The sequence below is a fragment of the Bacillus sp. L75 genome (genome assembly GCF_003676355.1).
Classification (GTDB): domain Bacteria; phylum Bacillota; class Bacilli; order Bacillales; family Bacillaceae; genus Bacillus; species Bacillus velezensis.
In genome coordinates this window covers 1-24287 of the sequence record NZ_ML064922.1, presented here as the reverse complement: position 1 = coordinate 24287, position 24287 = coordinate 1, and the positions used below count along the sequence as shown (strand labels likewise).

The 24287-nt window shown below is 43.3% G+C and carries 27 protein-coding genes; all 27 read right to left on the bottom strand.

The features are described 5' to 3' along the window. Positions 1–408: peptidoglycan recognition protein family protein (locus D5S11_RS19100; protein ID WP_206504694.1), on the bottom strand; the 408-nt coding region annotated here is incomplete at its 3' end. 46 nt (positions 409–454) lie between these two features. Next, positions 455–877: a phage holin family protein gene (locus D5S11_RS19095; protein ID WP_108724916.1), complete on the bottom strand. Its 423-nt coding sequence runs from the start codon at positions 875–877 to the stop codon at positions 455–457. Between the two features lie 49 nt (positions 878–926). Next, positions 927–1115, bottom strand: coding sequence for an XkdX family protein (locus tag D5S11_RS19090; RefSeq protein ID WP_108724915.1), 189 nt, complete (start codon positions 1113–1115; stop codon positions 927–929). After that, positions 1112–1474, bottom strand: a complete 363-nt coding sequence (locus D5S11_RS19085; protein ID WP_108724914.1) for a hypothetical protein — start codon at positions 1472–1474, stop codon at positions 1112–1114. Before D5S11_RS19085 ends, D5S11_RS19090 begins: the two co-directional genes overlap by 4 nt. Beyond that, positions 1471–2748, bottom strand: a complete 1278-nt coding sequence (locus D5S11_RS19080; protein WP_108724913.1) for a phage baseplate upper protein — start codon at positions 2746–2748, stop codon at positions 1471–1473. The genes D5S11_RS19085 and D5S11_RS19080 overlap by 4 nt, the downstream gene beginning before the upstream one ends. 16 nt (positions 2749–2764) lie before the next feature. After that, positions 2765–5326 carry a peptidase G2 autoproteolytic cleavage domain-containing protein gene (locus D5S11_RS19075; RefSeq protein WP_108724912.1) on the bottom strand — a complete coding sequence of 854 codons (2562 nt, stop codon included), beginning with the start codon at positions 5324–5326 and terminating at the stop codon, positions 2765–2767. 39 nt (positions 5327–5365) lie between these two features. Then, positions 5366–7069: a phage tail spike protein gene (locus D5S11_RS19070; protein ID WP_108724911.1), complete on the bottom strand. Its 1704-nt coding sequence runs from the start codon at positions 7067–7069 to the stop codon at positions 5366–5368. Between the two features lie 11 nt (positions 7070–7080). Further along, complete coding sequence (locus tag D5S11_RS19065; RefSeq protein WP_108724910.1) at positions 7081–7920, bottom strand: phage tail family protein; 840 nt, start codon at positions 7918–7920, stop codon at positions 7081–7083. After that, a complete protein-coding gene (locus tag D5S11_RS19060) occupies positions 7920–11795 on the bottom strand; it encodes a phage tail tape measure protein (protein ID WP_108724909.1) in 3876 nt (1291 codons plus the stop codon). Before D5S11_RS19060 ends, D5S11_RS19065 begins: the two co-directional genes overlap by 1 nt. 200 nt (positions 11796–11995) lie before the next feature. After that, on the bottom strand, positions 11996–12334 hold the full coding sequence (gene gpG / locus D5S11_RS19055; protein WP_039251296.1) for a phage tail assembly chaperone G: 339 nt from the start codon (positions 12332–12334) through the stop codon (positions 11996–11998). 52 nt (positions 12335–12386) lie between these two features. Then, positions 12387–12995, bottom strand: a complete 609-nt coding sequence (locus tag D5S11_RS19050) for a major tail protein (protein WP_080130223.1) — start codon at positions 12993–12995, stop codon at positions 12387–12389. Beyond that, positions 12996–13349, bottom strand: coding sequence for a DUF3168 domain-containing protein (locus D5S11_RS19045; RefSeq protein ID WP_234418069.1), 354 nt, complete (start codon positions 13347–13349; stop codon positions 12996–12998). Positions 13350–13372: 23 nt separating this feature from the next. After that, positions 13373–13756, bottom strand: a complete 384-nt coding sequence (locus tag D5S11_RS19040; RefSeq protein WP_080130222.1) for an HK97-gp10 family putative phage morphogenesis protein — start codon at positions 13754–13756, stop codon at positions 13373–13375. Further along, positions 13749–14108 (bottom strand): phage head closure protein, encoded by a 360-nt coding sequence (locus tag D5S11_RS19035; RefSeq protein WP_063636443.1) that lies wholly within the window; start codon positions 14106–14108, stop codon positions 13749–13751. The genes D5S11_RS19040 and D5S11_RS19035 overlap by 8 nt, the downstream gene beginning before the upstream one ends. Further along, entirely contained in the window at positions 14041–14388 is a 348-nt protein-coding gene (locus D5S11_RS19030) for a head-tail connector protein (RefSeq protein WP_063636444.1), read from the bottom strand. The genes D5S11_RS19035 and D5S11_RS19030 overlap by 68 nt, the downstream gene beginning before the upstream one ends. A 14-nt stretch (positions 14389–14402) precedes the next feature. After that, entirely contained in the window at positions 14403–14849 is a 447-nt protein-coding gene (locus tag D5S11_RS19025) for a collagen-like protein (protein ID WP_108724908.1), read from the bottom strand. A gap of 27 nt (positions 14850–14876) precedes the next feature. Then, positions 14877–15185 (bottom strand): hypothetical protein, encoded by a 309-nt coding sequence (locus tag D5S11_RS19020; RefSeq protein WP_164833852.1) that lies wholly within the window; start codon positions 15183–15185, stop codon positions 14877–14879. 15 nt (positions 15186–15200) lie between these two features. Beyond that, positions 15201–16403 carry a phage major capsid protein gene (locus D5S11_RS19015; protein WP_108724906.1) on the bottom strand — a complete coding sequence of 401 codons (1203 nt, stop codon included), beginning with the start codon at positions 16401–16403 and terminating at the stop codon, positions 15201–15203. A gap of 39 nt (positions 16404–16442) precedes the next feature. Further along, positions 16443–17069 carry an HK97 family phage prohead protease gene (locus D5S11_RS19010; RefSeq protein WP_053574214.1) on the bottom strand — a complete coding sequence of 209 codons (627 nt, stop codon included), beginning with the start codon at positions 17067–17069 and terminating at the stop codon, positions 16443–16445. After that, complete coding sequence (locus D5S11_RS19005; protein WP_108724905.1) at positions 17059–18309, bottom strand: phage portal protein; 1251 nt, start codon at positions 18307–18309, stop codon at positions 17059–17061. Before D5S11_RS19005 ends, D5S11_RS19010 begins: the two co-directional genes overlap by 11 nt. A 247-nt stretch (positions 18310–18556) precedes the next feature. Beyond that, positions 18557–20269, bottom strand: a complete 1713-nt coding sequence (locus tag D5S11_RS18995) for a terminase large subunit (protein ID WP_108724903.1) — start codon at positions 20267–20269, stop codon at positions 18557–18559. After that, positions 20269–20775, bottom strand: coding sequence for a phage terminase small subunit P27 family (locus D5S11_RS18990; RefSeq protein ID WP_015968210.1), 507 nt, complete (start codon positions 20773–20775; stop codon positions 20269–20271). Before D5S11_RS18990 ends, D5S11_RS18995 begins: the two co-directional genes overlap by 1 nt. Before the next feature lie 86 nt (positions 20776–20861). After that, entirely contained in the window at positions 20862–21197 is a 336-nt protein-coding gene (locus tag D5S11_RS18985) for a transglycosylase (protein WP_234418068.1), read from the bottom strand. Next, complete coding sequence (locus tag D5S11_RS18980; RefSeq protein WP_108724901.1) at positions 21157–21531, bottom strand: HNH endonuclease signature motif containing protein; 375 nt, start codon at positions 21529–21531, stop codon at positions 21157–21159. Before D5S11_RS18980 ends, D5S11_RS18985 begins: the two co-directional genes overlap by 41 nt. A 133-nt stretch (positions 21532–21664) precedes the next feature. After that, a complete protein-coding gene (locus D5S11_RS18975; RefSeq protein ID WP_108724900.1) occupies positions 21665–22771 on the bottom strand; it encodes a hypothetical protein in 1107 nt (368 codons plus the stop codon). Positions 22772–22912: 141 nt separating this feature from the next. After that, positions 22913–23881 carry a DUF2971 domain-containing protein gene (locus D5S11_RS18970; protein WP_108724899.1) on the bottom strand — a complete coding sequence of 323 codons (969 nt, stop codon included), beginning with the start codon at positions 23879–23881 and terminating at the stop codon, positions 22913–22915. Positions 23882–24114: 233 nt separating this feature from the next. Continuing rightward, the coding region (locus D5S11_RS18965; protein ID WP_164833851.1) for a helix-turn-helix domain-containing protein at positions 24115–24287 on the bottom strand (173 nt) is incomplete at its 5' end.

Here is a 24287-nt window from a genome sequence, read left to right as displayed (position 1 = left end):
GTTCCAGTCCTGATGCTTTCTGATTTTGTCAACGCCCCATCCGCGCTCTTTAAGAAGTTGCGCCACAAACTTGATAGCCAGCGCCTCTGCTGCCCGGTACCGCGCGCCACCTGACTTACTGTAGCAGATTTCTACTGCGATAGACTTACGGTTACCGGTTCCGTTTGTGCCGTCGCCAGAATGCCAAGCATTCCGGTCAAGCGGAATCCCCTGAATTACTTCTTTATCATCGACGGCAAAATGATAGCTTGTGGATTCGCTGTTGCCGGTCATATAACTGATTTCATTGGCGGCTGATGCGTCGTTTGCTGTGTTATGAATGGTAATATACTCTGGCGTCATTGGGTTCGGGCATTTCAGGGCGTATTTTTCACTTGGAACTAATCTTTTTTTGACTGCAATTGTCATGAAAAAATCTCTCCTATTCTGTTTTGGATTCAAAAAAGCAGCCGTATTAACCAGCTGCCTGATCGTCTTTTTCTGTTTTTTGATCATTGTCGCTTTCGATTACGTGCAGGCGCTCCGTGATGACGGCAGGAATTTTAACGCCGATCTGTGCCAAGTTTTCCGTGATGGACAGGCCCTCATTTGCGATATAAAAAAGAACGGTTCCAAAGGTCAGAACACCGTTCAGATTTGTTATCGTATCAATAATGTTGGCAACAATGACCACCATAAAACTGAGCATCTTCCGGACATATCCAAACCACGCGCTTCGGCTCCGGAGCTTCTTCATTTTCCACGCTTTAATAATGCCTGTGATGACATCCAAGATGCTGAGGATCAAAAGCAAGTCAAGGTATTTCACCTCCCCGAAAAGATATGTTCTTGCGATCTGTAAGCTTTCAAAATTCAACATCACTTGTATTCCCTCCATTGTTAATCACCTCCTTCGAGGCAAAATAAAAACACCTCTGGGGTGTTGATCAGTTTGCGGCGCCGCCTAAATCCACACTGACAGGCTGTTTTGTCATCGGATAGGTTAAGCCAGTTATTTGTTTATATTGATCTTCTGTAATTCTTCCCCATTCAACAAAACGGGCCACGTCTGCATTATTGTAATACTGCGGCCCCCATCCGTAGATGGTTTTAACGCTTGTAAACCAATCCATCATACCCCTTTCCCTCCCTCCGCCAGCATTAGATAAAGATTTGCAATCATTTGCGCTTGTGACTCGGCCAGGCTCTGCGCTTCCGCAAGTTGTTCTGTGATGGCCGCGTTCTGAGCTTTCAATTCATCAACGGGAGAAGGCACCCGCCCGCTTTCAATTTGCTTTTCCAGGGCTTTTTTCTCTTCATGGGTGGCCGCCTCCATCCATGTCTTCTCACCTGGATGATACATCGCCTTTATAAAAGACGGAGGCTGGACGGTTGTACAATTCTCAGGGATTGTATAGTTACCTTCTTCGTCAGGCTCAATCGGAACAGGTTTGGTCAAAATGAAATTTTCATCGTACTCATAAACCTGAATCATGTTATCCCTCCTTCCTGAAAGCCCGCGAGTACATCCAGATAATAGCCTCCGCCCATCTTATTTGAGTCCGCCGGGTCTGGATATTTTATTTTTAAATCCCCATTATCATAAATGATCAAATTGGCTGTCCCGCCTGTCCCACTCAACGGAACTGTATAAACACCCCCGCCAGATGGAACGTATGCTGCCGGAATTGATCCAAACACAATTTCTGGTTCAGTTCTAACATGCCCCCTTAAAAAGAGAAGGGGTCCCCATTTTGCGTAAATAGGTGTTCGCGTCCCTGTGGTAGCACCGTTTTTCAGCATGATATTTGCATATGTGACGGCTCCGTTCCATGTCTTCCGCTCAGTTGCCGAGATATGCCGTTCTTGATTGTAATTGTGGGCTGTGAACTGACGTAATAATTCATCCAGTTTATCTTTAAAATCTGCTGTGAACAGCTTTGATAATTCTCCCAATGCATCTTTAAAAGGTTTGGTAACATGAATGTCCGTATTATTGGCGTGAGTGTTTACCTTCTCTTGCGCCCCGCTTTCTGTTTCTTTACTGTCCCAAGCCTTCCGATCTGCTGCAGAAACATGCTTTTCTTGATCGTTCGCATGGGCGTCTACTTTCTTTTGCGCGCCGGAGGGAGTTTCCTTGGCATTCCACGCCTTTCTTTCGGCAGCTGTAATGTGCTTTTCTTCGTCATTCGCATGTTCATCCGTATAAGCTCTGGCCTTTTCCTCTGCATCATCCGCCTTCTGCTGCGCGCCTTCTTTCGTTTCAATAGCTTCCAGATCGGCAAATTTCTTTTGTAATTCCTCGACAGTCTGGCTGATTTCTTCCACAATGCGGTTTACCCCGTCTCTCAGCGTTTCAAAGTCGTCAATGTAGTAGTCAGCTGTCGGAATGATGTTCTGATCTTCTAACGTTTTGGCGATAGAGAAAGTAAAAAATGATGTCGCCAGCGCTTGCCCGTTTGTGTAATATAGTTTGATTTCAGCCTTAACCGTTCCGTAATGCTTGAGTTCTGCATTCGACAACACATATTCCGCTGTTCCATTTACCTTGTCAGTGATGGTAAGGCTCTTTTTATAAAACGATCCATCATCATACAGGAGGACAATTTTTGCGTCTACGGCTGACAGAGGCAACGGTACACCATCCTTTGCAAAAGAAAAAAACAGCTTTGCGCTGCCAGTGTCCTGCGTCATAAATTGTATATTTGTACTCCGGCCATTGATTGGATTTGTATTAATGTTGATCGGCACGCTGCCCGTTTTATACATCGTCGCTTATCCCTCCTTAGTGCTGCGGCGTAACCATCATTTGAGCCACGCCGTATCCCTTTTCCATATCATACGGGGATTCTAATCTCATCACGGTTCCGTAGCCGCCGCTTTCCGCCTTTGTTGCGATGCCGTCAACTGCTGAAACACTATCACCGATGTTAACGGTATCATCCACCCGCACGAAGACTTGGCCAATCAAACCAATAACATGCCATTCATCTCTTTCCTCTCGAGGCTTATACTCGGCTTCGGGGTCATAGTTCGGGTTCTCAGCTGGAATCGTAATGATGTCGTCACCGTCAAATACTTCTCGGTAGATAATGCCGCCAAATTCATCACGAAGAAAACGATCATTCCAATAGAAGGCAGCTCCGCCAAGCACAACGCCGGCAGTCTTGGAAACGACCCCGAGTATCTTGTCGCCTTCTTGAGCTTTTCGGATTTTGTCGCCCTCTAACGCTACAAGATAAGACGCCTCTATCTTTTCTCCGTCAGCTGATTCAAAATACTCCGCCAAGTCTTTTAAATTCGATACACTTTCTATCGCACCGGTGGACCGCACTGTTCCGCCCTTTGCGTTTAATTCAATTTTTTTGTTGGCTTCCGATGCTTTGCCGTTTCCATGGCCTAAAACCACTGTGTAAGATTTACTATTCTTTGTGGCCTTCGAGAACATGACACCCGAGGACGGCCCGTCTCCTGTTGTATGAGAATCGTATGAAAACATGACACCGTTGCGTGATCCTTCTGAGGAAGAGCCCCCAGCGTTCCCTGCAAGCAGGTTGCGCTCACCCTTCGCATACGTTGGTCCTGTACATGCAATGATTGCACTGTATTTTGTCAGTGCATGGCCGGAGCTGGAAGCTGCTCGAAAGCCTCCCTTGACGTTATTCGGAACGACTGAATGCTTTTCTCCGGCAAGGACAGCCGCATCTTTATAACCGTAAGCTCTGACAAGAAAAATATTGGTCTGGGTGTTCGGGGATGTAATGCCGGCCGTTCCGCTTGCCACATGCATAAGCCCATTTAACAAGTTGACATTATATACACCGCCCCCTATCGCAATGCCGGTTCTTGCGGAATCATGGATAACAAAATCAGAAATAAATACATCGTCGGTCATCTGATCGCCGCCGGTAATATAAATGTCACAATCAGCCTTTTTAAATCCGGTAATGTGCAAGTTGTTTACTGTTATCTTCCTGCTCTTATACTGGAAGGCAATGATCGAGCTGTCTTTGTAGTCATATGTCGGATCGCCAATCGCTTTAAAACCGATTATCTGAACACGCTGGTACGCCGAAACGACAAGGGCTTTCGGAGCTAATCCTTCATAAAGCGAATTATAGACGGGTTCACGGGATGTGCAGTCTACTAATGTCACATCACGAGCCGTCTCGCTCCAAGGGTCTTTTACAAGATGGTGATCAATATGCCGTAAATCAAATGAGCGAACGTCACGAAATGATTCATGACCGCGAATGTGAACGTCACTCGGTGCCGGCCATTCCTTATGAGCTTTTACCTCTACGCCCCGTACATTCCCCTCCGTATAATTATCTATAACCCAGACATGCTTGGAGCCGTCGTCCACTTCAATTCCGTTTGAATTGGCTCCGCCTTTACGGTGTGCAGTTCCGCGCGGGTTCGTCATCACATTGTTTGTGATGAAAATATACTCGCTGTAATGGGTCGTAATGCCGTCGTCACCATACCCCGAGCCGACACATTGATCAATCCAGATATATTTGCTCCCCGTTGCCGTGTAATCTTTTGCTGTAATGTCATAAGAAGGCGCTGATACATCAAAACAATGTAAGCCGGGATTAATACCTTCAACGCCGCGCGCAATACCAAACTTTACTTGCGCGAAAAGCAGACAGCTTGAATGTACACCTCCGGTTGCGCCTACGCCGCCCTGACGATCAGGATTCCAGTCAAGCGACATACCTTCCACAACGATATTCCGGTTGCCTTTCGCATGATCAGCATTTGTGACAACCCACTCACTGGCCGGCGTGTCCTCGTGCAGTTTTAGCGTGGTGACGCCCATGCCCTGGCCGATCAAATACGTCCATGACGGCAGCTTGACGCCCCTTATCACGTATTCTCCGGCTGATAGATTGAGCCGCACCTTTCCGTTTCCGATCGCTCTTTTGAATGCTTCTGTGCTGTCTGTCTCCCCGGTAGGGTCGGCCCCGTAGTCGTCTACGTTAACGTTTCTGGTGATCTTACGTAGAAGTTTGTTATATTCCTTGTCGAGACGCTCTTTCAGCAGTGGGGCAATTTCCCCATCAGCATTAACACGGGCGTCCACTACTTCTTTTACATTTGTCCCGTCGGCATTAAGAATGAGATTGCGCACCCGATTATAGAGGCTGTCAATATAGGTTCGTAAAGAAAAACCCCCGTGATCAATTTGCTCAGAAGTATGTGCTGTAGCAGCTTTCTTATGACGGGTAATTTCACTTTCAAGTCCGTTTATGCTACTCTCGATCGCTTCCATATCACCAGATAGCTCATCCTCATAACGAGAGTTTCTAGTGGTATCGTAATTTTTTTTCAACCTCAACACTGTATTCACTCTCCTTTTCGACAAAATAAAAAACGCCTATCAAAGCGCTGTGAGTATTTGATCAATATATCGTTTTTGTTCTCTCAGCTTCTTGGCCTGATTCACCGCAATATCTTGTATGTCTTTTCTGAAATTGGCAAAAGTCAGCTTCGGGCTGCTGTATGGATTCAACGGATTGTATTGAATCGTTAAGAGCCGCACATCATCCTCATAAGTCGTTCCGTCTGCTGTGTCGGCTAAAATGTGGACTGTATCGCCTTTCCAGAACGGCTTTTCAATTTTGAGCAATTTCGGTTCGTATACATATTGATAATCTACACTGACGACTGTTTCCGGATATGGATTCACATGTTTTTTCAGCGCAGAAACCATGCTGCCCGACTTTTTTATAGTTTCGTCTCTGATCGGGTCGGCCCACTTCGGCTTACCTTCCCGCAGAAATTTCTTTTCCTCTGGATGGATGTACAAGATCGGCTCAAATACGTATTTCGGCTTTTTATCTGTGCTCTTACTGTCTTTAGACATCGCGCCATATCCCCATGCCCGCGTAGAGCAGTTTTGCGAGTTGGTTTTGATACTGATGCCCGGCATATTGTAACGAGAGTCGAATGTGAAAGGAATCTCTTTCCCCATTTTCTTATAGACATGAATTTTATAATTATCCACGTCAAGCTCTAACTCATAATCATTTATGAGCTGATCTATTAATTCGGTGGAGTTTTTATCACCGAAATTCTCTTCTTCGGCGGTGGCGAATTTGCTTTCAGGCTCTTCCAGCACATATGAAAAATCAGTACCTTTTAACGCAATGTCAAAGGCCTCTTTTACGGTCAGTTTCTTCGTTACTGTATCATCCACTCGATTCTCAGCAAGCAGAACGGTAAAAATGTGGTTGGCCGTGATTGTTTTTGTCAGGACGTTTTTAGCCTGCTTCAAGTCTACATCTGTAATATAGTATTTTTGTTGTTTGAATCTTCTTTCGTCAATGTAAAGAATATTGTCATTGACCAGTAAATCGAATTCAGTCGCGTTGCTTTCTGTTTTGGTAATTGTAAAGGTAAAGCTCTTTTTCCCGGTAGTATCGTCTGTAAGATCAACGATCACGCCTGTTACTTCCACAACGTCATTTCCGTCTTTCGTGGAAACATGCAGCTGAGGAAAGTCCACATCTGACGGCAGTTTTTTATTAAGAGGGATGTCGTTACCCGCGTATTCTTTACTCGGAAAGCTCGGTTCCTCTTCTGGGGTCTCCGGGGATTCTGGATCATCAGGCTCGTTCGGCAATTCTGACGTATCGTCATATTGCATCAACTTATACTGTTCGATCATGATAATTAATTTATTAGCATAGTTGATGTCTGTTGCGTAGCCAGCTTTTTGAACGGCCCGGCATGCTTTTTTATAATCCGTTTCCCCTACCACTGCTTTATACCGATCAAGACGATTATATAAGCTTCCCAGATCGGCCAAACTCTCAGCGTATGAAGGGTACTTTCTGAATTTAGCTTGTACCCTCTCAACATTTCCGTATTTGTCCTGCTCGCTGGTCCACATCAAAACGTATTTTCCGTTATAGGTTCCCTTTATCCCAAACAAATTGTAAGCTTGTTTGGAAAGGCCACTCGTGCCGAATCCACTTTCCAGACAGCCTTGAGCAATGACAAGGCTGGCAAGGACATTATATTTTATCCGTACCTTTTGCGCCCCGGGTACCAGGCTTTTAATAAAGTCAGCCGTAGCCATGTCATCCCTCCTTACTTATAATAAAAACGAGTATCAAATAAAATTTCAAAGTCATTTGAGTTTATAATTTCAAAATCGTTCCATCCTACATCCAGTGTCGGCAGACGGCCGGATGTTTTCAGACGCTTATCCCCAATTACAGTGTACTGCCTGATGAATGTGACTTTTTGCGAGCGTTTTAGCTCCTGCTCAATTTTCAATTTTTCCCCGTTCGTTCGGTTCGCAATGGTTACGTTTGTCCCTTTGGCCCACAGAAAGACGTTATAATCATGCTGCAGAGTGTTGACCGCGGCGCCGCCTGGGTTGTATACGCTGAATCGTTTTTTGTTCTTGAAATGATATTCAAGGTCATCCCTCCGAAGGATTCCCATGCCGGGACTCCAGTGCTCTCCATTGAAATTCTGGATGGTAGAAGAGGTATATTTCGACTCGGCAAGCCCCAGAATGTCCGTGAACCCCACTGTAAATGTGGCATGATTTTTCTGTTTGTCCTTAGTGATAGTAAAATTCCCGTCACACGTAACAAGGAACCGACGGTTAGGCAGAAGGTCCGTCGAAATATAATAAGGAAACGGCTGCACTAACAATGAATAAAGTTCATGCCTGTTCTGATAAAAGGTTTCGGGAATGATGGAATCTAATAAAAAATCAACCTTGATGTCTCTCTCTTTGTAGACAACGTCCCGGGGGTGCTGCGGCAGCACTAAACCGTTTATCCTTGGGAGGGTCGTTGTTTCTCGTTCAATATTCGGTGAGTCAGGCGTGAAGCTGCGCACCTTAAAACGGGGGAGAATGCCTGTTAAACTTTGTTCCCCCATACCGTTATTAAAATCAATATATAAATCTAGCATTATGATCTGACACCGCCTTTATAGGCATTCTGGTTGTATCGGTCTGCAGCTTTCTGATCAAGTATCCTGCCATCTCCTTTTTCAAAAGCGATCGTCGCAATTTGTTGGCCGTCCATATGCACCGCAGCCGGATGGATGATAATAGGATGCTGAGGTAATGCGGCCTGGCCTGCCCCGCCAGATTGTTGCTGAGACAGGAGTGTGATTAGAGCATCGAGCTTTTGATTTAAGGCAGGCGTGTCAACTTCATTCCGAATGGTAAGCTCCGACTTCATTGAAATGAGCTGATCAGCAGCCCCCTTTATGTTGAAAGCCATCTGATTTAATTCCTGCTTAAACGAGGCCATCGCGTTCTGCGCCATAAAAGCAGCGCTTTGTTTTACGTTTTTGGCTTTGTCCTCTATCCCTAACGCAAACCCATCAGAAAAGTTGTTTCCTTCCGCTTTTGTTAGTTTGGAGGGAGAATGAGAGTCAATTGACTTCTTTAAAGTCCGCAAGGCGGATTTCCCCAAGTTCCATGCCGCGCTGAAGAGAGAGCCGTTTTGCGATCCCATTCCATTTATAAAGCCGGTTACAAAGTCAGAACCGACACTTTGTGTCTTAACGCTTTTCAGCCCTGTTTTTGCACTGTTTGCAACACTTTTTCCGGCGCTGTTTGCTGTGCCTTTTTTACTGAGAACGCCACTGGCTAATTCAGTTCCGGCCTTTTTACCGCCTCCGCCGTCTGAGGTTTTGGCTAAACTGCTCGTTACCGATGAGCTAAGAGAGCCGGCCGCAGATGTATTGGCGCCTTTGGTAGACGTTAAACCAGCTTTATGCTTATTTCCTTTGTTTTGTCCTGCTGCATTTGCTTGCCCCCCGCCTTTCCTCATCTCATTTAAAGCAGATTGAAGTATAGATGATCCTGCTTGTGCATTACCGGGCCTTGTAGAATTGATACCGGTACGAAAGGCATTTCCTTTATTTTGTCCGGCCTGTGCGGGCGTGGTGTTATCTGCGGAAAGCGAATTGTTAAGAGCCTGCTGTAAGACCGTTCCCCCGCCAATAACTGCTGGTGTGGACTGCTTCAAGCCAGCGGAAAAGTCCTCAGCAACCTTCTTCCCTGATTGCTCGGCGCTTGTCGGCTTATCTAATTCCCCTTCAACATTGGCAACCATTTGACTTGCTTCTTCACGGGCTTGTTCTTGGGTCATCCCCATGCCTTGGTAAAACTCTTCTAAAGCCTGTTGGGTAGTCTCAATTGCTTCTTCTTTGGATTGTCCTAATTTTTGAAGAAAATCTATTTGCCGGGCTGCCCATCGCTCTTGATATTGAGCTTCTGACTCTTCAGTTTTGACCATAATCCCCATTGAATTAGATATAAATTCATCTTGTCTATCCAATGCCTTTCCGGTCTCTAAATCAAGCAGCTTGCCGTCTCGTGACATTTTAGAAAATAAGGCGCTTGAATTTTTTTCATAGGCATCCGTGTTTTTTGCTAATGCGGTATTATAGTCAGCTGTACTTTTGCTCAGCAATGATCTTCTTTGTTCAGCTTCTATATATCCCTGCGCAAACAACTTCTCAATAACATCATTTCTGTATTCCATGTCTTTCTTGGCGGCTTGTTTACCATCGTCATAGACTTTTTTAATATCGTTGTTGTACTTCTGAGCTTGTTTAAATGAAAGCTGCCCTTGCTGATCCGTTACTACTTTTTGCATTGCTAAGGCTTCTTTTTGATTGGCCGCAAATTTACTTGTAGACAACTCAAAATAAGAAACAATGTCATTGAACTGCTTCTTTTGTGAGGCATTCATATTAGAGGAGACAAGGCCTGTCTCTTTTTGCAGAGCATTTAACTGTTTCAGTTTATTTCTAGCCTCTTGCATATCTTTATCAATTGCGCCGACCATCTTGTCAGTCATCTTTTCGCCGGCTTTTTTTGTTTTCTCATCGGTGTCCGCATATAGCCCTTTCAAGACAACCAGAGCATCCTTTTTAAGTCCTTCAAGTTCTTGTATCAACTGGTCGCGCATGCTGGCATATGTTTCAACTAATTTAGCTGACATCTTTTGAGCTTCTGAACCAGATACCCGCGTCAATTCAAACAGCTGCAGTTCTGCCTTTTCCCTTAAATCCACATAGGCGGAAGCAGATTTTTGTGTTGCCTTAGAAACGCCCTCCCCGTAAAGCAAAGCGGATTCTCGCGCCTCTTCTTGCTGCTTTTTTTGGTTCTTCAATTGCTCAGTGTAAGCGTAAGTAGCAACCGAAATACCGCCAAGCAGCGCTGTGCCTCCTACAATTGCAAGGCCAACAGGACCGGTAAACGCTAAAAGCGCCCCTATTCCAGCTGTAAGCGTGGCGACGGCTGTCGTAACCCCTAATACACCTGTCGCCAGAACGGCTGTTTTCGCTATGGTTTGCACGGTGCCGGAATCCAGATTATTAAACATCATAATCAAGTCGCTGCCCTTGTTTGCTAAATCGCCCAGGGCAGGCAAAAGGCTTTCCGTCAGTTTGATTTTTGCCCCTTCAAGTGCTGACTGAAAAGCTACTATGCTTCCGTGTGCATTATCCAGCATTGTATCCGCCATCTTTTTAGCGGCTCCATCTGATTTTTCAAGCGCCTTAGTATTATCCCCAAGAGCCTTTGAACCTTTTTGAAGAAGGACAGCCCAATGTTTATATGCTTCAGCGCCCACGATCGTTTTTAATGCGGCCGCCTGTTGCTCTTTGGTCATGCCTTTCAGACCTTTTTCCATTTCCTCAACGACTTCCGGCATGCTTTTCATGTTTCCGGCTGCATCGAAGAAATCAAAACCTAATTTTTTGACAAGCTTCGACGCCTTACCCGTTGGCGAAGCGAGACGGATCAAGGATGTACCAAAAGCCTGCCCGGCAATTGAGCCTTGAAGACCTGCGTCACCAAAAGCCATAATGGCGGCCGCTGATTCTTCCATTCCCCAACCAAGAGAATTAGCGTTCGGTGCCAAAAACTTCATGGCTTCGCCCATCTGTTCAACGTTGGTGTTTGCGTTGGCTGCGGCGTAAGCAATGACATCCGAGGCGTGCCCTGACTCTTTTGCTTTTAGAGCAAAGGCAGACATGATATTTGATGTAATATCCGCGGCCATTCCTAATTCCAGTTGACCGGCCGCCGCCAGACTGAGCATTCCCGGCATTGCGTCATAAATGTCATTCACCTTAAATCCGGCCATTGCTAAAAAACCCTGTGCATCCGCTGCCTGACTTGCTGTGAAGACAGTGGTTGCACCGAGTTCTTTTGCTTGCTCTCTCAATTTTGCGATCTCTGCCGCCGATCCGCCGGAAATGGCCTGGACCTTACTCATTTGCTTTTCAAAGTCAATACCGACCTGAACAGCATCACGAAGGGACAGAACGAGCGCACCAAAGGCGATGCCCGATGTCATAGCTACTGAAGAACCAACAGAGCGCATTTTTCCGCCAATTGAATCCATTCGTTCGCCCATGATCCGAACGCGGGAGGACGCTCTTTTCGCCGCCTCTTCTAACGCTTTTATCCTCTGAGTCGTACTATTTAGCGCATTTTGCGTCTTATTCATTGCGGCAGTAGCATTATTTAAACGGCGGGCAAGGGTTTGCGTTTCCTTTGCATCTTTGCCTTTTTTAATCGCTGAATCTGCATATGCTCTCTCAAGAGCCTTTACTTTGCGTTTATGATTTTCAAGCTCCTGAGTAAGAGATTTTTCGGTTACTTGTGCAGTTTTTAATGCGTTTCCCCACACACCCACGGCCGTACGGTTTTTTTCAAATTCCGATTTTAAATTTTTCATTTGAACAGCACAGGCGCGCATTTCTTGTTTAAACTCAGATGAATTCGAATACAGTTTGACCTTTATGTCTTTGCTCAACCGGGCACCTCCTTATCCAAGAAATTGATCAATATACATAGGTTCATCGTTGTTTTTTGCCTTCGTTTGTGTCTTCTCTTGTGATTTTCTCCGAGCCAGTCTTTTCAGATGATAGACAATGTCCATTTCGTCAACTTGGTTTTGTGTATATCCTATTTCCTCAAGGGCGTTATACATATCAAGGACTGACTCAGGCAGACTTACTCCCCCGGCTCTTCACCGCTGGAAATCCCCTCGCTATTTAAAAGAGCCGTTGCTTCGGCAATATTCCCCAACACATACTGTGCAGCAGCATAGATTGTTCTTCCTACCAGCCGGGCATCAATTCCTTTTTCAAACTCATCAGGCGTAAATTTCTGGCCAAAGGTATTACAGACAAATTCAACCTGTTCATTAGTAAAAAGACGCTCTGAATCTTGTGATTCAAAATCGTCTGCAATCTTTGCAGCCTTCCGGAACAATAAACCTGTAATGTGGTCAGGTGTAACAAATTTTTTATCTTTCCCATCAAGTCGAAGTGTAATAGACAATGCTTCCATGTAAGTTCCTCCTTTTTCATATAAAAAAGAGCGCTCTTAGGCGCTCAATGAATTATTTACCGACATCAACGACAGGCGTTTCCTCTTTCGTGATGTCCTTATAGACAACTTGTTTGAACCATGTTTCAGCGTTAATCCCATTGGCCTTATCTTCTTCTGCTTTTGCATCCCATCTGCGCTTACCCTCTTTTACATTAGTAAGAGGCATGAATTTAATTTTGACCTGCGCTGTTTGGGGCGTGGCTTTCCCTTCGTCCGTTTTGTGTTCAACCGGTACTAATTCTGGGGTTCCTTTAAGCACCCAATAGTATCTGTACCCGCCGGTAGAGAGCTTGGCCCGGAAACCAAGAGCAATCTCCAATGTCTTATCATCAGCACTAGAAAAATGAATGCCATTCTCCACTTGCTTACCGAAAATCCTTGACTGCATGTCAAGAGGGAGGTCGGCAACTTCCATTTCACCATCAATATCACCCAAGCTATTAACAGTGGCATATGCCACGTTGTCAGCATAAAAAACCTCTTGTTCGGATTTAGGATCAATTTTCAAGTTAACGGCACCCGGTAATTCTTGCGGATCAGAGAACTTCAATTCATCTTTCGTGTCTTTCAATACTTCGGCGATATGAAACATATCCAAGCCGGATAATACTTTCCCCATCTACTTTCCCTCCTGATAATAGGTTTTTTTATAACGTCTGGCCTTATGAAAGACCTTTGTATCTGTTTCGTATAAATCTTGAGAATCATATCGGCTGTATCCGATTTCCCGCATAAGCCTGTCTATTTCGGCTGCAATCGCTGTTTCTTTGCCGCGGGTACTCGCTTGAGTGAATATGCTGATCTGATAACACACCTCAAATGAATAGACCTTGTTGTCTGCAAAATCCGTATCGGCGTCTTGAATCTCCGAAAATACCACTCTTGGAAAAGCACTGACATCATTTGCGACGAGATTATGAATTCCGCCAGACGCCAGGCTTTTTAATAAGGCACTGGAATTAAGTGTACTCACCAATTCAATTTTAGGAGAGTAGGTCATTTGATCGGCGCTGTAAGTATTCGCTCCATTAATTCCACAGCTGGCCCCTCCCCTTCTTTTCCGCCTTTTTCTATGAACGGTTGCGGCGGCATTTTTGAGGTTCCCCACTCCAAGAACCTCCCGCGATACGCCACTTTTTTATTCGGACCAACAGCCACAAACTTCACTCCGTCCTTGGATTCTCTGACATTGGAGACTGTGATATTGTCCTGCATATGGGGCTGTTTCTTATCACTCCGGTTAACGTGAGCGCGCTGCCGTTCAGCAATAAGTTCTCCGCCGGCCTTTAATGCTATGGGTTCCACCTTTTCGACGTCTCCGCCGATTTTTTCAAAATACTGCGTTAGATCATCTATGCCGTCAAAGCTCATATCAGCCATTGATTCCCACCTCCTGACAAAGAATCTCAAGCTCTTCCCCTTGATCATCCGGATCGTTAGTGTCCAAAATATCAAAAACGCGTTCCGTCTTTTCTTTAGGAACGCGCTTAACAATCCGCATATTCGGTTTTATATCCTTCCGGTAACGCACCGTGATTTTTTTAGGGGTCTTGACTCCCAATGCTCCGGCAATCATAGTTTCGCTATTTCCAAGAGAGCCAGCCCCCTCCACAGCTCCCCAGACCGTGAATAAGTCCACATAGGTTGCATTCCAGTTACCTTCTTCATCCTGTGTCTCGATTTTCTTTTGAAAGGTCAGACGGTGCCGGAGTTGGCTGATCTTTTTTCTCATTTTCTTGTTCCTCCACAGATATATAACGCAGCTGCGTCAATATATTTTCAGCAGTAAAAGGGATAGATAAGCCGGTGCCCCCGGACTCATATATCCCTTTGTTTTCATACCAATGTTGGACAAGCATTTGAAGCACCAGTTCAAATTGCGGGTGCCCTTCAATATACCTGCCTATCCCGTTGATAATATAGCTTTTGGCCGCCGCCATTTGAATCAAGAGCTGGCGATCATCTTCTTCATGCTCGACCTTTAAATAATTTTTAATAACCTCTAAATCCATTCAGGACACACCGCCTATTCTGTCGGTTCTTCTTCTGTTCCTTTCAAAGCAGCCAGGTCACTTTCAAGGTTATTCATTTTTTGTTTCAATTCATCAAGTACTTTTGTAATTTCGCTGTTTAGATGCTCCGGCATCACGCTGCCAGTTCCAATGTTTTTACTCCGAACGGATTTTTCTGCAAGCATTTCATGCACAATGCTGCCCTCTTCAATAACAGCAGGATCGCCCTTTTGACCTGGTTCACCTTGAGGACCCGGCTCACCTGGAGGGCCTGGTTCACCTGGAGGGCCTGGTTCACCTTGGGGACCCGGCTCACCTTTTTCACCCTGCAACCCTTTTACAAAAAGAGGATTTTCTTCGCTATTTTCTTTGAGATAGACTGGCGTTATCGCTTTGCCGTCTTTTCCTTTTTCAGATGAAGTTTTGACTCCATTACTTTCATATAAATAATCTTCAGCCATCTGTAATCATCCTTTTCCTTTTATTTTTTATTCCGTTTTTCCGTCAGACTGAGAACCGGCAAGCTCTTTCAATTTATCTTCTATAGCCTTGAGACGATCTAAAACAGATGAATTTAAGTGTTCTTCCATTACACTGCCGGTGCCGATATTCCTGCTGCGGACCGACTTATCCGCCAGCATTTCATGGGTTACGCTTCCGGATCCTGGTTCAGATTGGTTGCCGCCAAAACTGACCTCTTGTCCATCTTTAATGACCTTGCCCCCGGCAATTTCTAAAACACCGCCGATGACGGTACGATTTCCCCCGTCGGCGGTGTAGTTTTTAGTTACTCGCATGATAACCCTCCTTTATTACTCAGCAGACAACGTCAATTGACCGTACACTACAGCCTCAGAATCCCACAACTTCACGTCTTCACGCTCAATTGCGCGCACTTTAGTTGTATTTGTCTCAAATGCACCAGCCCCGACATCAGTAGAAGCAATAGACTGTTGCTGACGGTCAAATAAAACGATAGCCTCCTTCAAGTCACCAATAATCATTGGTGCTTTTCCAGAGACTGTCTTGAGGACTTTATTTGAAATAACCACGACACGGCGGCCGAACAGCATTTTGTTTGTTGGTTCAGTTGGAATATCCTTCAAGAGATACTTTCCATCTCCGTCTTTCAGTTGATCAAGGTAATCAAATCCGTCTTGGTTCGTCATGATAATAGCTCCGGCAGAGATAGCAGGATCAAGAGTTACGTTAAGTGTCTTCTTAATGTTATCCAGGCCTTTGAATTGAACCTTTTTCAAAGAATCAAGGATTGAAAGAATTAAAGCATTCCGCGTCGTGATTGATTTCTTCACAAACCATCTTGCGACATAAGACATAATAGCCTGGTCAGTATCTTGCAAAAGTGTATTCGATAAAGGCAGGATGCCCGCATAATCAGTAATGTTGTAAGAAAGCTTGGTAAACTTCGGTTGATCTGTCTCTGCAATTTCGTCCATTTCTTCTAAGACCGCAAACGGCGTCATGTCACTGTTTTTCTCAAGCATACGTGTACCTGAACGGGTCGCAACCGGCTCAACCGTTACATATTGTTCAAGCTGTTGCTCCTGTTCCCGTTTCAATTCCTTGATCGTTCTCGAAATATCTTCCGGAATTAGAATGCCGCCGTCTTCTTCATTTTTACCGGACATCGCACGAAACTCTTCACTTTCAAATAGATCGCGCTCTTCCTCCGTTAAGCGTTTGCCGCGGAGGGATTTCATGAAAGCTTGAGCGAACATTTTTTGTCGTTCTTCTTTTGCCCCTGTATCGCCGGCCCTGCCTTCTGGGTTGCGCTCTTGCTCGGGCACAAAGTGCATACCGCCCGGTAAATCCGGCACATCAAGTGAACGTCCTTCGGCCATCAAGTCAATTTGATTTTTTATCTGTTTCACTTCATCGAGCAATGCACGCGCTTCATCGGTATTGCCCTCCTGCAGCGCCTTGTCTGCTTGCTGCTTCTTTTCAGTAAACTGTTGTCTTAATGAGATTTCTTTTTTGCTCATTTGCATTGGCATAAAATCATTTCCTCCTTGTTTTCTGCACTAAAAAAGACCTTACTCCGGGAGTACAAGGCCTAATAGTTCCAATTCCATTTTCAACGCTTCATTTGATGAATTACGTCTTTCTTTCAGCTGCTCTACCTTTTCTAAACTGCGGGCACCTACAACCGCCTCAGTATCGCTGTAAGCAGGGGTAGTGACGAGTGAAATATCAAAAATACGATTGATTTTATTGATTCGTCGTTCGTAAATGTCCTCATCTTCATTGATACGCCATTCATCTGCCTCAGCATCCCCATAATCAAGTGAAAAAGCAAAGGAGCATTGATTGATCACACCGCTCCGGACATTCTTTATTAAATCACGCGCATATGACGTGTCTGAGGGCTTAAATCGGAATTTGAGGCCTATCCCGTCTATTTCTAATTCAAGACGGCCAGTATCCTCGGAAACGGTATTTCTCGCTAAGGGAAAATCTTGCTTATGATTAAAAAGGGCGATGACGTTAGACATGTCAGCTGAGTCAAGGGCTGTTCTGCTGATTATCTCTTTAAACCATCCCAAGCGTTCTGACCATTTTTCGAATTTGAGAGCGTACCCTTCGATATATTCACTCTGCCCCTCACCTTCGGAACGCAGCTCAATCGGCGTCGTCAAATGCCGAACCTCTTTATCCTTCATTCTTGTTGTCACCCCCCTTCATGGCGCCACCAGCTTTAAGCCGCTGATATTCTTCCACAAAATCGAGGAACACATAGTTTAAGCTGGAGATATATTTGTCGCCGTTTTCAATAGGGTTGCGCTCAAGTAATTCTCTGATTTCGTCTTTATTCAGCACTCCTGTTTCATGAAGTGTTTTCAAATACTCTGCCTGCGTCTTACTGTCGCCGCGCAGCTCGCTGTCTATATTGAATTTCACATAATGGCCGCTTTTCTGATCGTGATCTAAGAACAATTTAACGTTTAGTTCTTGTTCAAAATTCACAATCCACGGCTGCAGCGTGTTTCTGACATATTCAATGGACTGATGCTCAATATTGGAAAATGTTGCTTTATCCAATTCGTTCAGCTTATGCAACGGTACTTTATAAATCATGGAAATCTGTGCTTTGTTAAACTTCATAGACTCAACGAATTGAGCTTCTTGCAGAGGCATGGAAATAGATTGATATTCCAGTCCGTTATCTATAATGGCGATATTTTCACCTTGATTCACCCGTTTCCACTCTTTGCGCACGTTCTCTTTTGGTTTTTCATCCAGGAACGCCGGGACTTTCAATATCCCCCGAGGAGTTGCCTCGTTCTTGTACAGTTTGGCATTATATTTTGTGGCAGCCGCTTGCGCCCCGATATGCTCCCGTACAACGCCAATAGGTGATTTTCCATGTATTCCGTCAGTCGAAAGCCCTTTAAAATGCAGCACTTCGTAGTCATATAATTCAATGGCTTTCCCGTTTAACACAGTTTGATACCACAGCATGCCTGTTGTTGGATGAACGTAAGCATTCGTGTAATCAGGGCGCAAGGGAAAGAGCGCTTCCGGATAACCATGTGGTCCGAATTGAATATAGGAATATGCATTCCCCCAAGTCAGAACATGAGTCATCATGAGCTTTTTCCATGTGAAAGCTGTCATGTAAGGATTCGGCCGAGCATAAACAGCATGCGCGGACATGTGCTCGGGTTTCCGCTCTATGCCGCCGTCCGTTCTTTTATATGTGTGAATCGGCAGTTTCGCAATGTCATCCGACAATACATTGACACATGCAAATATGTCCGGCTGCACAAGTGAGTTGCTTTCACTCACTCTTTCGCCGCTTGCTGTTTTCCGGCCGCCGAACATGTTTAATAAAATGTTGTTTAAACCATCTTCATGATCTGTCGAGCCAGAACGTTTCTCAAACATTCGTTCAAGCAGCATTTATATCACCTCGCTTTCTTTGATATGAGGTATGCATAAAACATTAAAAAGACACCCGTCAGAATAAGACCGATGTTTGTGTTCCATCTATAGACAGCTGTCAGAATAAAGGCGGCTCCCGCCATAAACAGCAGATCATTTAATATCAAGCTAAAAAAAGAAAGCAGGGCCTTCATATACCTGTGGTGAAAATCCCACTTAAAAAAAGCTTCGATCTTTTTCCTGACTTTTTTCATTTTCTCACATCCTAAAAACTAAAATTTCCAGAACCAAAGTGATTATTTAAATCTACTCTATGGTTTGTATCGTGATACATCGCTCTGGCATAAGCATTTATAACAGCCGCAATAGGGTCAATTCTCTGCGGTGATTTTGCTTTATCCAGCATGATATTTTCTTGCGGGTCCATTTTCATAATTGCGTTATTAACCGCCCATGATAAAACCGGATCATTACCATGTACAACTTTCCCTTCATATACCTTCTCTCGGAAGCTTTTTGTAGGTAATGACAGATGATTGATTCTCTGCGGCAATTCAACCATTGTATGTCCTTTTGATTCAAGCCGCTGAGCTAAGTGAAGAGCATTCCACTTGTCATACGCGGTCTCTTGTGGCCGAAAACGGTTTTTATGGATAAATTCAATGATCCACTGTTCGACTAATTGATAGTCAACTGCTTCGCCAGACGTATAAGTGATAAATCCCATCTCTCTCCACAATTCATATGGCACTTTATCGGTCGCCATTTTTTCTTTGGCTCGGGCTTCAGGCATAAAGGAATGTTGACCGACATAGAAAAAGCCATCTTGCACGGCCACATATCCTACGGAGGTTAAGTCTGTTGTCATTGATAAATCAAGGCCCAGATAAACGGGCAGTCCTTGCAGATCAGGAATTTCCCCGCTACTACAACTGCGCCATTTTGTCATATTCATATAACCATTGTCCTTTTGGTCAACCCATCGGTTCATATTTTTGGTTAGGAAACTGCGCATCTTTTCAGGCACTTCAAGAGCCACTTTTAAAGCAGAACGTAATGACTCCATCCCCTCAGGGTACGTTGCCACAATCGGATTCGCCTTGATCCAATTTGATTCATCTTTTATGTCATCTTCCGGGTCCAGTTCACAGATCATAACAAAATAATCATCATTCTCCGTGTCAATGTCTGGATCAAGAATTTTACTCGTATATTGATATTCCTTAAAGCATGGCCGCTCCATGTTGAAACCCGCTGTCGTAATAACGGCCATTAACGGACTGCGCCGGGCGACCATCCCGCTGTCCAGGACGTCGTAAATCTCACTTGTTTCATGTGCGTGGTATTCATCCACAATTCCCAATGATGGGTTTTTACCATCCCCGAGCTTCCGAGCCTCACGGGAAAGAGGTTGGATAATGGAGTTCGTTTTATATTTTTTCACGCGGCCGTTGGCAGAGGTATATTTCCCTTTGAGTATCGGCGCGTGATGCAGTTGCTCAAGGATTGCCTGGTATACTTCATCTGATTGTTCACGGGACCAGCCTGCGATAAAAACCCGGTGTTTTTCTTGTGTCGGGAAAATCTCATACGACGCGATTAAAGCTAAAAATTGCGATTTCGCATTTTTACGGGCCAGCTGGATATAAGCTTTCCGAAACCGGCGGGCGCCATTTTCTTTTTTATAGAATCCGTATATGTTGGCCGCAATAAAAAGCTGAAAGTCTGTTAATTCAATCGGCTGCCCTGCAAGTATACCTTCGACATGATTAAATTGCCGCGACCATTCATAAAAATCCACCACAGCTTCAGCATCAAAGTAATAAGGGCAGTCATCTTCTGCGAGCCGGTCAACATCTTTAAAAAATCGCTCTACAGCCCATTTTTGCTTTTTGCCTGCCTTAATTTCTCCGGAGCGAATTTTCTCAGCATATGACCAAACCCGCTCAATGAGAATTTCGGCTGTAATCTCTTGCATTACATGCGGCCCCCGAACCGTTCTTCCTCTTTTGACTTCGGTTTCCCATCATCTTTTTTCGGGATAACAAGTTTGCAGCGAGAGGAAATGGTCAGCCCTAAATCACTAGAAGCTTGCCGACATTGTTTGAACAGCTTGTCTTGATTGATAAGCAAATCACTGTATGTCTTGTTCGCTACTTCAAATTTATTTCCGTCATCATCCTCAACTAATGCAGTAATGGGCGTTTCGAGTAAGACTTCGGTCATTTCCAAGTATTGTTTTTGAGCAAACAAAAAACGGGCAAGCGCGTCCACATCTAAATTAGTCATAATTCCGATGTTTTTTAGCTCATCCGCTATCTTTTTAAACTCTCTTTTTAAGTCTTTTGGCAAATATGATGGAGCTTTTACTTTGTCGTTTGGTGCCTTTACTTCCTGTGCTCGACGCTCCTCAATCTCTTGCTTTGTCAAGTTTTTCTTGCCTTTCACCAGTAGCAAGTCAACAGGTTGCCGCGGTCTAGCCATTCCCTCACCTCCTTCCGAATTTTCATTTAGGGAATTTATCAAAATGGGGAGGGGAGCGCGGTCTCCGGCAAACGTCCTCAAGGGATTTAAGGGTGGGGGGTCTCCATCTCCTTCTTCAGCTGGTTCATGGCTGCTTGAATATCAGTTTGTGCTGCTTCTATTTTCTTTGAATATAGATCGACAGCTGATTCCTTTTTCATATTACGACGCAAAGCAAACATCTTTCTTATTCTGTGCTGCATTCGTCTGATGTCCTCGTTCGTATAGAAGGATGTATACTCAGCCTTGCAGCGTGGACACTTGATATAATGCTGCTTGATTCCATTGTCGTGCTTCCTTATCTTTGAACAGCCTTTGATAAGAAGTCTGGTCATGCATTGATCACACACGCATGTTTGATGTTCTGTTTCCAAATCCTCCATCCTCCTTTGCCGTCTTCCGGCTATGGCACGCCCCGCAGAGAGGCTGCCAGTTACCCGAGTCCCAGAGTAGTTTCATGTCGCCTTTATGCGGAACGATATGATCGACAACTGTCGCCGGGGTTCTTCTGCCCTGCATCAAACAGGCGGCACATAACGGATATTTGGACAGGTAGCCAGCACGCGCCTGCCTCCACTTGCTGTTATACCCCCTTTTGGCAGCAGACTCCCGGTATTGATCATAGGCCGGCTTGGTTCTCTTATGCTGTACGCAGTAGCCCTCTCGCGACAAATTGGGGCAGCCTGGTTCATTGCAGGGCCTCAAAGCTTTCTTCATTCCAATCTCTCCAATCATATTCTTTCTAAACTGCGCCCGCACTCAAGCCGTTAACCGCCAATTGTCTATCCTGAGATTTACCGGCCGCAGTTTACAGAGAATATAAAAAAGCACCTGTTTACACCAGGTGCATTTATACTTTTTCTTTATGTTTATTCAATGGACTAATGTATTCTTTCTTTTTAAAATTTGGTGATTCAAAGCGTTCCCACCAAAATAGAATTTTTTCATCTTCCGGTAGTAGCTCATCAACCCTAACTACAAAATCTAAACAGTCTTGTGCGATTTCAATAACATCATTCATATTGAGATCAATAAAGGGTTGCAACTGCGATAAATTATTACTCTGCTCTATAAAAGCAGAACTGTGTATAAAACGATCTCTTATCTTTATATGCTCGTTAATATTATTAAAGAGTTGTTTTATTTTTTTATCCTCTTTTATATGTTGATGTAGTTTGAAAATGACTTGTCTAACTATTTGTTTGTCTTGGATATATCCATCTTGATTAAGTGCCTTCGTTACAGGATGGTTCTCACTTAGATCATTTTTAGATTTTAAATTGTAAAAGTAATAATACAAATAGGCTTCGAAGAATGTTATTGAGGTAATAACAAATTGTCTAGAACAAGTTGAATACCTGAAGTTTAACTTTCTTACTTCTATTGGATCATTCTCTTTTAATAGTTGATTTGCTACGCTAATATATTCATTCCAAACATTAATAACGTCTATATAGTTAAAAAATTCAGGAACAGTTAATGTAGCTGGAGTAGAAAAATTAATATCCATCCAGTGATGATCTTTCAATTTTATTCCTTGAGTCGAGTATAACTTTTTAATGTCGTATACTTTTTGGATATCAGAAACCAAATATAACCGTTTATTTTTTCTTTTATAATTTAGTATGTAATCTCTAAAGAAGCTAATTACAGAATCTAGATATTTCTGGTCTTCAATATTATAGAAGTAGTGTTCCGTACGTATATAGAAACCATATAACGTGTCTTCTGCCCTTATCTTTTTTAACATTTGTCTGAATGACTTCGGATTTGCGGCTAGACTCATAACAATCTGATAAAAACGCCCTTGTTTATATTGTCCGAACTTCAATACCTCACCAAACAATCCACAAAGAGCTAGTTTGTATTCTCTTTTCATGTCACTTCTAAAACTTCTCACTGTCTTGCTTGAAAACAGATTTTCTAATTCTGTCAAATCTACTAACTCATTTAACATGATGAATTATTCTCCTCCCCCTCTTATTATCGGAAAAAGAGCATGACAATGGAACCATTTGCGAAATTTGTCGAACGAAAGTGTCTTCATAAATAGGTGGCAACCGTAAGACCAAAAAACATCTCGTCGGGTGCTCAAACATTAATATCTATATGGAATACGTGATTTCAATATACTTTCATCCTTGATGTGATTATATTTATTCAAGATCAAGAAATGTTTTAAACCATTTATAGTGATATCCATATTGTTTTTAGGTCCAACCGTTATACCTTCTACGCAATCCTTTTCAAAATCAACTTCTATATACGGAATAAAGGCCCCATTAGAAACTCTACACTTATAATTATCAAAATTACTAGATAAAGTAATAGCAATTCTCAACTCTTCTTCTTGGGAAAAACATTGATCCTTAAAAAAGATTGAATATTGAGTAAGTGTATAATGAACATATGTAAGAGCATCTGCGGGATCAACACTTTGATCAACACTTTGAGTAACACTTTGATACAATATATTTTTAATAACTCTTAATAGAAACTCAAATAATTTGGTAAGTAATTTTTTTTGTAATTCTATGTCATAAATTACAAGACCAGCATGAATGTGCTCTTTATGTTCGGTCTTTTCCCTTAAACAATCTCTAAATTTCAAAAAGTTTATTTTTATCAAATATCCATCATTATTAGAGTAATTTGACCATAATAAATTGGAATCACTATTAGTACAAAAAGATAAAGCGTAGATAGAGTAATTGGAATCGTTAAATACAGCGTTTGTAATTACATCATAGTATTTTGTCAAGTCTTTTATTGCTTCTTGTTTTGATAAAACTAATGCCCCCGACATCACCTCAATTTTTTCCGGAAGATTTTCGCAAAATTCCTTAAAAACTTTATTGCTTAATTCTAATGTATAATTAATTTCTGTTTTGTCGTTTAAAAAGTGAGCATGCGATACCCAAAATTTATTACTCTCTATTATGCCTTTTAATCCATGAATATTTGTGTAATGAAATAACACATCAATGTTATTATTCATATGAGGAAGAGTTTCATAAACCGAGGGTATTAGTTCTGGATCAAGTTGGGAAATATCTAGACTTCTCATTGGTAGCCCCCTTGCATTATTTTTAATGTCCAATTTATAGCTCTGCTATAACCTCTAACTTAAATAAAGAAACTTAGTTATTCTGCATATTCCTAAATCTGATGATTATATTAACGATGGTCATTACGAGCCATATTGTTGCTAAAGTCATTGTAGTGAGATCCAGAATGTCTAAGTTGCTGTAGTTTTTATCCATAAATACGATGACGAAAAAAAATAAGATTGTTGAACCATCATTTCTTTCTATGTTTTTGAAAATCCAAAATATCCTCTTTGAGAAAAAGCCTGTCCCGAGGCATTTCTTTCATCGGCTCCAGTTCCCCGGTCTTCACTAACTGGTTCAGATACTGACGGGTGAACCCCAATATCTCAAGCGCTTCACTTGTATTGAGTATCTCTTCATTCA